The 13570-nt window shown below is 69.6% G+C and carries 11 protein-coding genes and 1 pseudogene; 5 read left to right on the forward strand and 7 right to left on the reverse strand.

The window, feature by feature from the left end; genetic code table 11:
• Nucleotides 1–112: 112 nt before the first annotated feature.
• Nucleotides 113–841 (reverse strand): annotated as a pseudogene (locus HB370_RS16025) (sortase); the annotation flags it as partial.
• Between HB370_RS16025 and HB370_RS16030 the strand changes: the two are divergent.
• Nucleotides 840–2312 carry a glycoside hydrolase gene (locus HB370_RS16030; RefSeq protein ID WP_030782635.1) on the forward strand — a complete coding sequence of 491 codons (1473 nt, stop codon included), beginning with the start codon at nt 840–842 and terminating at the stop codon, nt 2310–2312. The pseudogene HB370_RS16025 and the gene HB370_RS16030 sit on opposite strands and share 2 nt — an antisense overlap.
• A gap of 103 nt (nt 2313–2415) precedes the next feature.
• The gene (locus tag HB370_RS16035; protein WP_051815662.1) at nt 2416–3327 is read left to right on the forward strand and encodes an LPXTG cell wall anchor domain-containing protein; all 912 of its coding nucleotides are present in this window, start codon (nt 2416–2418) and stop codon (nt 3325–3327) included.
• Between the two features lie 76 nt (nt 3328–3403).
• Here HB370_RS16035 and HB370_RS16040 read toward each other — a convergent pair whose 3' ends face one another.
• Nucleotides 3404–4156 carry a TIGR03943 family protein gene (locus HB370_RS16040; protein WP_030782643.1) on the reverse strand — a complete coding sequence of 251 codons (753 nt, stop codon included), beginning with the start codon at nt 4154–4156 and terminating at the stop codon, nt 3404–3406.
• Between the two features lie 11 nt (nt 4157–4167).
• On the reverse strand, nt 4168–5145 hold the full coding sequence (locus tag HB370_RS16045) for a permease (RefSeq protein ID WP_030782646.1): 978 nt from the start codon (nt 5143–5145) through the stop codon (nt 4168–4170).
• 293 nt (nt 5146–5438) lie between these two features.
• Here HB370_RS16045 and HB370_RS16050 point away from each other — a divergent pair, with 293 nt between their 5' ends.
• Nucleotides 5439–6455 carry an SEC-C domain-containing protein gene (locus HB370_RS16050; RefSeq protein WP_030782650.1) on the forward strand — a complete coding sequence of 339 codons (1017 nt, stop codon included), beginning with the start codon at nt 5439–5441 and terminating at the stop codon, nt 6453–6455.
• Here the strand turns inward: HB370_RS16050 and HB370_RS41365 are convergent.
• On the reverse strand, nt 6452–7534 hold the full coding sequence (locus HB370_RS41365; RefSeq protein WP_106980655.1) for a YDG/SRA domain-containing protein: 1083 nt from the start codon (nt 7532–7534) through the stop codon (nt 6452–6454). The two genes, HB370_RS16050 and HB370_RS41365, sit on opposite strands and share 4 nt — an antisense overlap.
• Nucleotides 7535–7622: 88 nt before the next feature.
• Between HB370_RS41365 and HB370_RS16060 the strand changes: the two genes are divergently transcribed.
• Entirely contained in the window at nt 7623–10763 is a 3141-nt protein-coding gene (locus tag HB370_RS16060) for a DEAD/DEAH box helicase (protein WP_030782655.1), read from the forward strand.
• Nucleotides 10764–10850: 87 nt separating this feature from the next.
• Here the strand turns inward: HB370_RS16060 and HB370_RS16065 are convergent, their stop codons facing one another.
• Nucleotides 10851–11336, reverse strand: coding sequence for a DUF2267 domain-containing protein (locus tag HB370_RS16065; protein ID WP_030782658.1), 486 nt, complete (start codon nt 11334–11336; stop codon nt 10851–10853).
• A 298-nt stretch (nt 11337–11634) separates the two neighbouring features.
• Nucleotides 11635–12063, reverse strand: coding sequence for an Hsp20/alpha crystallin family protein (locus HB370_RS16070; protein WP_030782660.1), 429 nt, complete (start codon nt 12061–12063; stop codon nt 11635–11637).
• Nucleotides 12064–12230: 167 nt separating this feature from the next.
• Between HB370_RS16070 and HB370_RS16075 the strand changes: the two genes are divergently transcribed.
• Nucleotides 12231–12533, forward strand: a complete 303-nt coding sequence (locus HB370_RS16075) for a membrane protein (protein ID WP_030782662.1) — start codon at nt 12231–12233, stop codon at nt 12531–12533.
• Nucleotides 12534–12587: 54 nt separating this feature from the next.
• On the opposite strand, the gene HB370_RS16080 is transcribed toward HB370_RS16075, so the two are convergent.
• The gene (locus HB370_RS16080) at nt 12588–13544 is read right to left on the reverse strand and encodes a helix-turn-helix domain-containing protein (RefSeq protein WP_030782665.1); all 957 of its coding nucleotides are present in this window, start codon (nt 13542–13544) and stop codon (nt 12588–12590) included.
• Nucleotides 13545–13570 lie beyond the last annotated feature (26 nt).

The following is a 13570-nucleotide window of genomic DNA, read 5'->3' on the forward strand; positions in this document are numbered from 1 at the left end:
GAACTCGGGGGGTGCGGGTGGTCAGGGTGAGGCAGTGGCCCGGCTCGTCTCCGTAGGTGTACGTCGCCGAGCGCGTCTCCACCTCGACGGTGTCCCCGCGCCGCAGCCGGGGCAGGTACCGGAAGGGCTCGCCGTGGGTGTCGCGGTGCCCGGCGAGCGCGAAGTTCCCGGCCCGGCCCGGCTGCCGGGTGCCGCGGTAGTGACCGGCGTACCCCTTGTTCAGCACGCCCGCCCGGTCCACGCCCTCCGCGACGGCCACGCGCAGCCCCAGCCGGGGGATACCGAGGACGGCGTACGCCCGGGAGGGGAGGGGCGGGGGCGCGGGGGCGGTTCCGGGGCGCGCCGGGCCGGCGTCCCCGGCCGGGTCCGGGTCCGTGTCCGGAGCCGTGACGGCGCCGCCGGAGGGACCACCGCCGAGCCCGGCCGCCGTACCGTCGCCCCGCTCCCCCTCCCTCTCCTCCCCCTCCCGTTCCCACTGCCGCTCCAGCGCCGTCACCGTGCGCTCGGCGCCGTGCCGGGCCTCCCGGCCGGTCCACCACATCTGGTGGGCGACCAGCGCCGGTCCCCGTGCCCCACGACCCGTACGTCCGCCACGGCCCGCATCCGCCCCCACCTCCACCGGCAGCCGCCCGCCCGCACGATAGGCGCGACGCCCCCAACCGGGCGGCGGCAGCGGGCCGATCCACTTTCTCAACGGGTTTGAGAAAGGGCCGTCACAACCCTCGACAACGCCGTCCGGCAGCCCCGATGCTTCGTGGTGGCATGCCGGGGGGGGACGAGTCGGCACCGCTTCCAGAACGCGGTGCCGCAAGCCGCATGGAGAGGCAGCGAACGCACCCATGATCCGACGCAGAACACTGCTGGCCGCCGCGGGTGGCGGCCTGCTCGGCAGCGCACTGGCCACGGGCACGGCCCGGGCGGACGCGACGATCGCCGTCAACCCGTCCGCGTCGTACGGCACCTGGGAGGGCTGGGGCACCTCCCTGGCCTGGTGGGCGAACGTCTTCGGCACCCGGGACGACTTCGCCGACATCTTCTTCACGACCAGGAACACGACGTACAACGGCACCTCGCTGCCCGGCCTCGGCCTGAACATCGCCCGCTACAACCTGGGCGCGTGCAGTTGGAACAGCGTGGGCGGCGCGACGATGGCCGTCTCCCCGAACATCCCCTCCTTCAAGCAGATCGAGGGCTACTGGCAGGACTGGACCGACGAGGACCCGGCCTCCGCGGCCTGGAAGTGGACGGCGGACGCCGCCCAGCGGGCCATGCTCATGAAGGCCACCCAGCGCGGGGCGGTCTCGGAGCTGTTCGCCAACTCCCCCATGTGGTGGATGTGTTCCAACCACAACCCGTCCGGCGCGGCCGACGGCGGCAACAACCTCCAGTCCTGGAACCACCGGCAGCACGCCGCCCACCTCGCCGCCGTCGCCCTGTACGCCCGGCAGCACTGGGGCGTGGACTTCGCGACGGTGGAACCCTTCAACGAGCCCTCCTCGTCCTGGTGGACCGCCACCGGCACCCAGGAGGGCTGCCACATCGACGCGGCCACCCAGGCGTCCGTACTGCCGTACCTGCGCTCCGAGTTGGACAAGCGGGGCCTGACCGGCACCCGGATCGCCGCGTCCGACGAGACGAGCTACGACCTGGCCCGCACCACCTGGAACTCCTTCTCCAACACGGTCAAGGGGTACGTCGACCGGGTCAACGTGCACGGCTACCAGGGCTCCGGGGGCCGCCGGGACCTGCTGTACACGGACGTGGTGACCACCGGCCGCAAGGCCCTGTGGAACTCCGAGACCGGCGACAGCGACGCCACCGGCCTGACGACGGCGAGCAACCTCCTCTACGACTTCCGCTGGCTGCACCCCACGGCCTGGGTGTACTGGCAGGTGATGGACCCCAGCGCGGGCTGGGCGGCGATCGCCTACGACCCGGCCACCCGGCAGCCGGGCGCGGTGCAGACGAAGTACTACGTCCTCGCGCAGTTCACCCGGCACATCCGCCCCGGCATGACGATCCTGGACACCGGCGTGAGCTACGCGGTGGCGGCCCTCGACCGGCCGGCGAGGCGCCTGGTGATCGTCGCCGCCAACACCTCCGCCTCCGCCCAGACCCTGACCTTCGACCTGTCCCGCTTCGCCGCCGTCACCGGCGGCCCGGGCGGCCTGGTGCCCCGCTGGAACACGGTCACGACGGGCGGCGACCGCTACGCGCCCCACTCCGACATCCGCCTGAACGGCACGTCGGTGTCGGTGCCGTTCGCGCCGAAGTCGGTCCAGACCCTCCAGGTCGACGGCGTCACCGGATAGGTCCCGCGGCACCCCCGTACAACCCTGGGCACCATTGATCAGTCCTCAAGGTGTACGAAAAGCAACCGATCGACGCACTCGTCACACCGTGAGGACCGCTTCCATGAAGTACCGTCCGGCCGTGGTCGCGGCCGCCGCCTCCGTCGCCCTGCTCGCCGGCACGCCCGCCGCCGGGGCGGCGGAGGACGGCCTGAACTCCCTGCCCGCCTGCACCGATGTGTCGACCGCGTACGGCGACTACGAACAGCACGACCTGAAGGCGTCGCTCGACATCGTCGCCGACGAGATGGTGCCGGGTGGCGACTGGAGCCCGGCCAAGGGCACCGTGACCAACGTAGGCAAGCGGGACCTCGCGAAGTTCGGGGTGAGCGCCTACGCCTGGCTCCAGACCGACAACCCGGAACTCCAGGACCTGACCAAGTGGGTGAAGGTGGAGGTCCGCACGGCGGACGGCACCTGGCAGCCGGTGAACGGCACCGACACCATCGACTCCACCCCGCTGCCGGCCGGCCAGACCCGCTCCTACGACCTGCGGATACGGGTGACCAAGGACGTATCGGCGGAACTCGGCGGCCCCGAGTTCAACTTCACGGGCACCTTCGCGGACGTGTACCGCTTCCCGGACACCGGCAAGGAGGTGGAGTGCGCGGCCGAGGCGATCGGATACGACGCGTTCCACATCCGGCGCGCGACCACCACCCCCAAGCCGACCCCGAGTTCCGCGCGGCCCACGCCGACCGCGTCCCAGGCCTCCCCCACCCCGACGGCCACGCCGACGTCCGCGCAGCCCACGGCGTCCCCGAGCACCACCTCGTCCGCCTCCGCTTCCGCCTCCGCCTCCCCGACCTCGACGGCGTCGGCGGCCCCCGTCCCCGTGCCGGCCTCCTCCTCGGCGGACGGTGAGCTGGCCGCTACCGGCGGCTCCGACGCCACCCTCCCGCTCGCCGCCGCCGCGGGCGGACTGGCCGTCCTGGGCGCGGGCGCGGTGGTGTTCGCCCGCCGCCGCAGGGGCTGACGGGCCGGCCGGTGACGGAGTGACCGCGTGACGGTGTCACCGTGCGACGGCAGGACCGCAGGACTGTGTGACGGTGTCACCGTACGACGGTTTCCCCCGGCGGCAGGGCGTCCTGGTAGCCGTTCGTGGGCCGGGGGACCCTCGTGACCGTACGGGCGTCCAGCGCGACCGGCGCGGACGCGGTGCCGAGCGTCCCGCCGGGGTGCCAGGTCCCGGTGACCGTCACCCAGGTGTCGGCGGGCGGCACGGGCCCGCCGTGGACGCGCACCTTGACCGACTGGGCGTCGGCGGCACAGCAGTTGAGAACGAGCCGGGTCAGGTCCCAGCCGCCGTCGTCCCGGGGGGTCACGAAGCCGGTCATCCGGACGACGCGCCCCTTGACGGCCTGACCGCGGTCCTCCCGTACCCGGCTGGTGAAGTCGGAGAGGGTCATGGGCAGGGGCGAGGTGCGCGGCAGCGGATCGAAGTCGCCGCGGTGGACGACGGGCTTCGCCGACTGCCGGGCCGCCGTGTAGGCGCCGAGGGCGGGCGGGGCGTAGCAGAGCAGGCTGAGGGCGGGAAGGAGCAGCAGCCAGGCGACCTTGGGCGTACCGGAATGCCCGTGTCCGTGCCCGTCACCGCTGTCCGCTCCTCTTCCGAGTCCTGTGTCGAGTCCTGTGTCGAGGACGGCGCTCGCGAGGCCCAACAGGAGCAGCACGGCCCCGGTGGCGATGAGCAGGGGCCGCATGCCCTCCTTGACGTAGCGCAGGTACAGGTCCGTGACCAGGGAGACGTGCAGCAGCCCGAGCCCGCACAGCACGAGCAGCCCCGCCTGGAGCGACCGCCTCACCGCAGCCCCCCTCACAGCAGCACCCCTCCGGCCAGCGCCGAGCACGCGACGGCGACGACCAGGGTCGCGGCGGAGAACCGTACCGCGAAGGCCCGGCCGAAGGTCCCCGCCTGGAGGGCGATGAGCTTCAGGTCGACCATCGGCCCCACCACCATGAACGCCAGCCGCGCCACGGGCGGGAACCCGGTCAGCGAGGCGGCCAGGAAGGCGTCGGCCTCGGAGCACACCGCGAGCAGGACGGCGAGGCCGGCGAGGAACAGCACGGACAGCCAGGGCGAGGCGGAGAAGGTGTCGAGCACGGAGCCCGGGACGGCGACGTTGAAGGTGGCCGCGGCCATGGCGCCGACCACCAGGAACCCGCCGGCGTGCAGGAAGTCGTGCTGGAATCCGCGCCGGAACTCGTCCCACCGGCTGTGTCCCGCCCGGTGCCCGGTGTGCCGTGCGACGGGCCGCAGCCACTCGGCCCGCCCGAACCGCAGCCACAGCCAGCCCATGACGACGGCGGTGGCGAGGGAGGCGAGCAGCCGGGCGAGCACCATGGCGGGACTGCCGGGGAACGCGATCGCGGTGGCGGTGAGCACGACCGGGTTGACGGCGGGCGCGGAGAGCAGGAACGCGAAGGCGGCGGCCGGGGTGACGCCCCGGCCGATGAGACTGCCGGCGACCGGCACGGAGGCGCACTCGCACCCGGGCAGCACGACCCCCGCGACACCGGCCACCGGGACGGCGAGCGCGGGCCGGCGCGGCAGGATCCGGCGGAACACGCTCTCCGGCACGAAGGCGTTGATCGCCCCGGACAGGGCGGTCCCGAGCACCAGGAACGGCAGCGCCTGCACGGTCACGGCGAGACACACGGTCCGCCAGGTCTGCACGGCCGGGAGGTCCCCCCACCGCCCGAGCAGGAAGACGACGGCGCCGGGGAGGACGGCGGCGCAGAGGAGGAGCAGAGGCCAGAAGGGGGGCGGGGCGGGCGCCTGAGGAGCCGGCACCTCATGGACGGGCGCGGGTGCCTCATGGAGGTCGGCCGCATGGAGGTGGGCCGCATGGAGGCCGGCCGCGCCGCCCGGCGGATCGCCCTTCCCGAGGCCCGGCCGCCGCTCAGGCACCGGAACCACTCCGCCCGTCTCCCGCACGCGCGACCCCCTGTCCTTCCGACCCCCGGCGAGCCCCTGCGTCCGCCCGCCCGCTCCGCCCGCCCGAAGATAACGGTCGGCCACGGCCGCCCGTCGCGTGCCCCCTGCGCGCCTCACGTTTACCGGCGCCCGGCAGTACGGTGTCCCCCATGCGCCCCGACACGCCTGCCGAGATTGTCGACCACGCCACCGAAGCGGCCCGCCTGGAGCGGACCGCCGGACTGTACCCGGAGGACGCCGAGACGCTCCTGCTGCGAGCGGCGGCCCACCTGGAGCTGTCCGGCGACCGCCCCGCGGCCACCACGCTCTACGACCGCCTGCTGTCGTCCTCAGCAGGGCTGGCCAACCCCGCCCTGGTCCGCGCCCTGAAGGCCTCGAACCTGTGGGAGTACGGCCACGAGGCCGAGGCGAGGGCGATCATCGAGGGCATCCGCACGACGGCCCCCCGGGACCCGGCGCCCTGGGTGATCGCGGCGGAGGCCCTGGAATCGCACGACGAGCTGGAGGCGGCGGCGGAGACGTTCACGGAGGGAGCCCGCCTGCTGATCCCCGGCCCGGCGGAAGCGCCCCTCGCCTCCACCCACCCCCTCCTCTTCGGCCGCCACCGCGTCCGCCGCATGCTGGGCCTGCCGCACGACGACTGGGACACCCTGGCGGACACCGTGCACACGGGCCCGGTCACCCTCGACGAACTCCACGACCCGAAACGGGTGTGGTCGCTGGGCTCGGACGAGCCGGCGGAACTGGAGGCGGAGATCTCCCGCCTGCGCGCGGAACTGGGCGCCTACCGAGCGGCCCTGTCCCGCCCGTTCCCGGTGGCGGTCCTGCACTGGCCCGCCCCGGAACTGGAGGAACTCCTCACGGCGTACCCCACCCTGTCCACGGAGTACCCGTCCCACCCCGAGCACTTGGCGACCATAGAGTCCTCCTTGCGCGAACTGGCCTCCTCGGGCACGCCCAACCTCGGCATCGTCACCGGCACGGTCCCGTCCTACGAAGCCTTCGCAGCCTCAGAAGCCACCTCCCCGACCGACCCCACCCTCCTCCCCCAGTACGCGACCACCCTTGCGGCCCGGGGACGGGCGGTGGCTTGGCCGCCGGGGGAGGGGGAGGGGTGTTGGTGCGGGGTGGGTCGGCCGTACCGGGAGTGTCACGGGGCCAACTAGCGGCTCAACCACCATTCGCGGTGGTAGCGGACATAATCCAGGTGGATCTTGTGCTGTGGGCGCCGCTTGAGCTTGGGCCGGACGTTCACACCGAAGGCGCCTGCTCGTACGACGATTGACCAATCGTCCTCGATGACGAAGGCGCCTATGTCCAGGCCGACGTGGCAGTTGGGGCAGAGGCAAAGGACGTTCGGCTCGACGTCCGGGCCCCGGTGAGGTTTGCCCAGAGGTCGGATGTGGGCGCCTTCGCTGTACGGCTTGCCGTTCGGGCCGAGCAGTCGGAGGCCACACACTTGGCACTCCCCGCCATGGAGTCGTTTCACATTCCGTATCACTGCGTTGTCCCGGATCAATCGCTGTACCCGGGTCAGTCGCGTCTCAGGGAACTTCTCCTGCTGGGCCGGCTCCTCTTCCCTGTCCACCTGCTCATCGGGCTCATCTGCGATGCCTTCATGCTCCGGGCCCTCCTCCGGCGCCGCGTCTCGCCGTTCCAGCAAGTCGGTGATCTGGCCCTCGAGAGCGGTCGGATCTTGGCGGTCTTCAGGGAGACGCTTCAAGTCGAACTGGCATATTTTGATGGGTGTGCCGTCGGGAGCCGGCGACTGTGCGACGGCGGTGCGAATGTCCGTGACTAGGTACAGGCCGTCGTACCGGTAGCAGTCGACCGGTGAGTACCGGCTATCGCCTTTCCACCCACGGATGACGCGTACCGGGTGGCCGCGTTCGTAGCTTCGCTTCAAGGCAGCGTTGTCTGCATAGTCCCAGGATTGGCTGCGCCGAAGTCTTGGAACCCCCTTGACCTCGTACTTGTCCGCGTCAGGTGAGGCGCCTGTGTAGCGGATAGTGTCCCAATCATCGTGATCGTCCTGGTATCCACCGTGCAGGACAATGGCGTCCGCTATGTAGCTACCGTCATCATCTACAAGCTTCGAGATGCCCCTCATTGTGTCGCTGTGCAGGCTGTTGCGCTTCACCTGCACGCGGCGGTGGAACTCCGCACCCGGAGCGATGCCCTCGATGTGACCGATCTTTCGTTCTCTCACATCGCCATACTGAAACGAATCGATCACTTGTGTCACTCGCGATCCGCAATGTGACGCAAGCCAGGCTGTCAGTGGTCCCTGTTACAACTAGTCGTGTCACAAAGGGACCAAGGGGGCAGGCGCGATGCAGCCAGACCAGACTCAGCCAGTGGCAGGGGTGTACGAGGAGCTTGTGACCCGCCGCTTGCAGGACCGCATCCAGCAACTGGACTCGGCCGGCTGGAAGGCGGTGGAGGCAGAGGTCAGCGAAGAGTCGACTCCCCACGTGCTCGCTCGCCACATTGGTGAAGCGGTCCGCTTCCATCTAAGTCAACTCCCGCATGGCCAACAGGTCGACGCGGCGAACGAGATCATGCGTGCGCTGGCGTCCCGCATCGGCACCCCCGAAGTAGGCGAGATGGTCGAGACCATCGCGGATGGCCCTCGACAACTACTCGCCTTGGCCAAGCAGGAGGCACCGGGCGTCTTCGCTCTTCGCCCACTCACCCCCTTGTCTGAGACGGCGCTTATCACCAATGCTCCGGACGACCCCAGTCTGGGCGCGGAGCTGAGGGCGGAGCTGGCCACCGCGGACCGCATCGACCTGCTCTGTGCGTTCGTGAAGTGGTACGGCATACGGGTCCTGGAGGACGCTCTTCGCGCCGCAAAGGATCGGAACGTGGAGATCCGGGTCATCACGACCACGTACATGGGAGCCACTGATCGCCACGCGCTTGACCGACTCGTCCGCGATTTCGGCGCTACCGTCAAAATCAACTACGAGACGCGCTCCACTCGCCTGCACGCCAAGGCATGGCTGTTCCGCCGCAACACGGGCTTCGACACCGCCTACGTCGGCAGCTCGAACCTGTCCAAAGCCGCACTGCTCGATGGCCTGGAGTGGAACGTACGCCTGTCATCGGTCACCACACCAGCCGTTCTGGACAAGTTCGAAGCAACCTTCGACGCATACTGGAACGATATTGCCTTTGAGACATACGACCCCGGCCTTCACAGCGAGCGCCTCGACGGAGCACTGGCCCAGGCGAGCGGGGCGACTTCACCTACCAACCTGAAGATCAACCTTTCAGGTCTTGAGGTGCGCCCCTACCCGCACCAACGGGACATGTTGGAGCGGCTCAGCATCGAGCGTGAGATTCGCGGGCGGCACCGGAACCTGCTGGTTGCAGCCACGGGCACAGGGAAGACCGTGATGGCCGCACTGGACTACCGCAACCTGTGCAGACAATCGCGCGCCGGACGGCCAACGTTGCTGTTTGTCGCCCACCGCAAGGAAATCCTCAACCAATCCCTGCGCACGTACCGGGAGGTGCTGGACGACGCGTCCTTCGGCGAACTGCTGTACGCGGGGCAGGATCCACAGGACTGGAACCATGTCTTCGCCAGCGTCCAGTCACTCAACGTCCGACGGCTAGAACAGCTGGCGCCGGATCACTTCGACATCATCGTCATCGACGAGTTTCACCACGCCACCGCTACCACGTATCGCCGAGTGATCGACCACTTCAAGCCCAAGGAGTTGCTCGGTCTGACGGCAACCCCCGAGCGCATGGATGGGCTCAACGTCCAGGACGAGTTCTTCGATGGACGCATCGCTGCCGAGATGCGACTGTGGGAAGCGTTGGAAAACGATCTCCTCTGCCCATTCCACTACTTCGGCATCCCTGATGGTACGGACCTGAGGAACCTGGGCTGGCAGAAGGGAGCGTACGTCGACCAGGACCTCGACAATCTCTATACGGGCAACGAAGCGCGGGCACGGATCGTGGTGAAGCAGATCACGGACAAAGTCTCGAACCCCGCGGCGATGCGTGCGCTGGGCTTCTGCGTGAGTAAGAGGCACGCCCACTTCATGGCGAGCTTCTTCACCATAGCCGGGTTCCACGCCGTCGCACTGGACAGTGACTCGTCCGCTGACGTGCGTGCCCAGGCACTGAGAGACCTGCGTGATGGCAAGTTGCAGGTGATCTTCTCGGTCGACCTGTTCAACGAAGGACTCGACATTCCCGACGTCGACACCCTTCTCCTCCTGCGCCCCACCAACAGCGCAACGGTCTTCCTCCAGCAGTTGGGCCGAGGCCTGAGGCGCACCGAGGCGAAACCCGTCCTCACGGTTCTCGACTTCATCGGGCAGCACCGCGCGGAGTTCCGCTTCGAAGAACAGTTCCGAGCTCTGACGAATCTGTCACGGAACCGACTGGTGGAGCACATCGAACATGACTTCCCCCAGTTGCCGTCCGGCTGCCAGATCCTCCTGGAGGGCAAATCCAAGGACCTCGTTCTTGAGAACATTCGCAGCCAATTGAATGCCAACGTCCGCACTTTGGTGAGTGAGGTCAAGGCCTACGGGACGCCACGCCTAGCGGACTACCTCCGCGAGAGCCGCCGAGAGATTAAGGAGCTGTACAAGAACGACAACTCCTGGACAACCATCCTGCATCGAGCGGGACTGACCAACGGGACCCCACCGGTGGGAGAGGCGGCGCTGCTCAAGAGGGTTCATGCCTTCCTCCACGTGGATGACCCGGAGCGCGCTCAGGCCTACCTTCGGCTTCTCGAAGACGACGCCCCTTCATACGAGGAGCTGAGTCCAGCCGATCAGTCGTATGCCCGCATGTTGTTCTTCAACATCTGGGATGACGCCGGCGGTTTCACCAGCTTCGGGGACGGCATCGCTTCGCTGCGCTCTCAGCCGCAGTTCCGGGACGAGTTGCGACAGGTGCTGTCGTACGTCATTGAACAGGCAGACCACTTCCCCCTTCCACTGTCGGGCCGCCTCAGCAACATTCCGCTGAAAGTCCACAGCGCATACAACCGCTCCGAGATCCTCGCTGCGCTGGGTGTGGCTCGCTTTGGCGGCCAGATGCCTCGGACCTTCGCGCAGGGGGTGCAGTGGGTTGAGGAGCTCCAGACGGACGCCCTACTCATTACATTGGAGAAGAACGAGAAGGATTTCTCACCGACTGTCCGGTATAAGGACTACGCGCTAAGCCCGACGCTGTTCCACTGGGAATCCCAGAACGCGACGGCCACTGACTCCAGCACCGGCATGCGATACCAGGAACATGCGCAGCGAGGCAGTGAGGTCCTGCTGTTCATGCGCCGCTACAAGAGCACGGATACAGGTAAGGCACACCCTTGGATGCTCCTTGGCCCTGCAACCTACGTGACGCACACCGGTAGTAAGCCGATGGCGATCACTTGGCGCCTCAAACACGAACTTCCGGCCGACGTGTGGACGTACTCAGCTATCACCGGCAGCTGACCGCGGTGTCGCCTTCGGTTACGTCACGAACGGAAAGGCAGTGGGCGCCGCGTAGTGCGGCGCCCAAGGGCCTTCTCCTGCCTACATCTACGCCATCGCCGCCAGCTCCGCCCGCCCGAACAGCAAGGCATACCCCGGAGGCAGCTGGGACAGCACCCGCGTCGTCAAGGTTTCGCCGATTCGGTCGGCGAGGACGCTGAGGACCGAGCTGACGTCCCAGCGGGCCGTCGCCGGGGTCGCGCCCTCGATGCGGGTGGCGACCGAGTCAACGAACTCGCGGGCCGTCAGGGGGTGGGTCGCGGGGATCTGGGAGGCGATGACCCGTCCGGCCTCGCGCGGGAGCGCCTGCGCCAGGGCCACGCGTTCGTCGCCGGTCACGTGGCCACCCAGGGCCGACAGGACGATGCGGGTGATGCGTTCCGCCTCCGCCCTCGTCGTGTACTGGCCCGCCTCGCGCACCGCCTCGGTCAGCTCCAGCCAGCCGGTGTCCTCGGCCGCGTCCCGGGTGCGGGGACGGGGCGCAGGGGTCTGGGCAGGGACGGTGATTCTCGGCTGCGGGGTGGTCACGGTCATCGTGCTGGCTCCTCCTCCGGGACACTGCGGGGCACCGGCAACCGGGTACCCCGTAACGCGGCGGGCATGAGCGGTAGTTCAGCCAAAGAGCGGCGTGTGGTGTCTCTGATGGTGTGGGGTTCTTCGTGGCGTGTTGCGGTGGTTCGGCGGCCTGTTGCCGGTTCTGGGATTCCTCGCCGGTGATGTGGTACGGGGTGCGCCCGTCCGCGTCTGCCGTACGGGCGCGTCCCGGGGCCCGCTCCGGCCCCGGGGCGCGCCCGTACCGGCCATGGCCGCCGGCTGGCGGTGGCGGCCGGGTTCAGCCGCTGATCTGCCTGCGGCCCGATCCGCCGCCGGTGATCTGGATGCGGCGGGGCTTGGCCTGTTCGGCCACCGGGATGCGCAGCGTGAGGACGCCGGCGTCGTACGAGGCGTCGATGCGGTCCGTGTCGAGCGTGTCGCCCAGGAACAGCTGGCGGGTGAAGGTGCCCGTCGGCCGCTCGGCGACCAGTACCTCCGCGTCCTCGGGAGCGGGGCCGCGCCGCTCTGCGCGGACGTTCAGGACGTTGCGCTCGACGTCCAGTTCGATCGTCTCGGGGTCGATGCCGGGCAGGTCGAAGTGGACGAGGAACTCGTCTCCGGACCGGTAGGCGTCCATCGGCATCACGGCCGGGCTCACGGCGTTCGCGCCGAGCACCTGCTGCGCGAGCCGGTCGAGTTCACGGAACGGATCCGTGCGCATGAGCATCACAGGTCACTCCTCTCTTCAGGCGCTGTGTGCGATGCCCTTCGGCTTCTTATATAACTCTCCGCTGGAAACTTGACAAGCCTCGACTCATGTTTGTACCGGCCTCCGACCTGCGCGTTAGCCTCGGGGCAGACATCACTGTCAACGAGGGTTACCAGGAGGCACTCATGGCCAGGGTTCCCAGCGCGGTCGTCGCCGCCACCGGGCTCGTCGGCGGCTACGGCGTCGCCCGTTGGACCAAGAAGCGGCAGCTGGGCGGGGCCGTGCTGGCCGTCGCCGGGGCCACCGCCGCGCAGCAGTGGCGCTCGCGGGCCGGCGGGAAGGCCGCGGGCGCGCTCACCGCCGCCTACGTCGCCGCCTTCGCCGGCTCCCACCCGCTGGCCAAGAAGGTCGGCGCCTGGCCGGCCGTCCTCGGTGTCGCCGGTGCCGTCGCCGCCGCCTCCTGGGCCGTCGCCGACCGCAAGGCCTGACGGCCACGGGACATCACCTACAGGGGGCTACCGCGGCTACGGGTGCGGCTGCTCCTACGACGCCCTCTCCTCCGCCCGGAACGCCCTCCGGTACCCCTGCGGGCTCGTCCCCACCACCCTCCGGAAGCGTTCCCGGAAGGCCGTGGGGGAACCGAAACCCGTCTGGGCCGCGATCCGTTCCACGGGGTGGTCCGTCGCCTCCAGCAGGTACTGGGCCCGCCGCACCCGGGCCCGGTGCAGCCACTGCAGCGGTGTCGTGCCGGTCTGGTCGCGGAAGCGGCGGTTGAGGGTGCGGGTGCTCATGCCCGCCTTCGACGCCATCTCGTCCAGCGTCAGATCGCGGTCGCAGTGGTCCTCCAGCCAGCGCAGTAGCGGCTCCAGGGTCGCGCCGGCCGGTGCCGGGGGCAGGTCCCGGACGATGAACTGGGCCTGCCCGCCCTCCCGTTCCAGCGGCATCACGGACATCCGGGCCGCGTGCGCCGCGACCGCCGAGCCGAAGTCCTTGCGGATCATGTGCAGGCACATGTCCAGCGCCGCCGCCGCGCCCGCCGACGTCAGGAACTGGCCGTTGTCGACGTAGAGCACGTTCGGGTCGACGGTCACCTCCGGGTAGCGCGCCGCCAGGTCACCGGCCGCGATCCAGTGGGTCGTCGCGCGCTTCCCGTCCAGCAGGCCCGTCGCCGCGAAGAGGAACGCGCCCACGCAGATCGACGCGATCCGGGTGCCGTTCGCCGCCGCGGCGCGCAGTGCCTCGGCCACCCCGGTCGGCAGCGTCTCCGGCGGGTCCGCGACCCCCGGCAGGATGATCGTGTCGGCCTCCGCGAGCGCCTCCAGACCGTACGGCGCCCGGACCGTGAAGGCGCCCGCCGCGACCTCCTCCCCCACCCCGCACACCCGCACCCGGTACGGCTCCCGGCCGTCGGGCAGCCGGGCCCAGCCGAAGGTGTCGACGGGGGCGGACAGATCGAACGGGATGACGCCGTCCAGCGCCAGTACGGCCACGGTGTGCATGGCAGGAACCTAGCCGTACGACCGGT

Origin of the sequence: Streptomyces sp. DSM 40868, from assembly GCF_011820545.1 — a bacterium.
Lineage (GTDB): Bacteria > Actinomycetota > Actinomycetes > Streptomycetales > Streptomycetaceae > Streptomyces > Streptomyces eurythermus.

Coding starts and splice junctions, on each gene's coding strand:
- HB370_RS16030 (WP_030782635.1), top strand. CDS start 840: ATGATCCGACGCAGAACACTGCTGGCCGCCGCGGGTGGCGGCCTGCTC.
- HB370_RS16035 (WP_051815662.1), top strand. CDS start 2,416: ATGAAGTACCGTCCGGCCGTGGTCGCGGCCGCCGCCTCCGTCGCCCTG.
- HB370_RS16050 (WP_030782650.1), top strand. CDS start 5,439: ATGCGCCCCGACACGCCTGCCGAGATTGTCGACCACGCCACCGAAGCG.
- HB370_RS16060 (WP_030782655.1), top strand. CDS start 7,623: ATGCAGCCAGACCAGACTCAGCCAGTGGCAGGGGTGTACGAGGAGCTT.
- HB370_RS16065 (WP_030782658.1), bottom strand. CDS start 11,336: ATGACCGTGACCACCCCGCAGCCGAGAATCACCGTCCCTGCCCAGACC.
- HB370_RS16070 (WP_030782660.1), bottom strand. CDS start 12,063: ATGCTCATGCGCACGGATCCGTTCCGTGAACTCGACCGGCTCGCGCAG.
- HB370_RS16075 (WP_030782662.1), top strand. CDS start 12,231: ATGGCCAGGGTTCCCAGCGCGGTCGTCGCCGCCACCGGGCTCGTCGGC.
- HB370_RS16080 (WP_030782665.1), bottom strand. CDS start 13,544: ATGCACACCGTGGCCGTACTGGCGCTGGACGGCGTCATCCCGTTCGAT.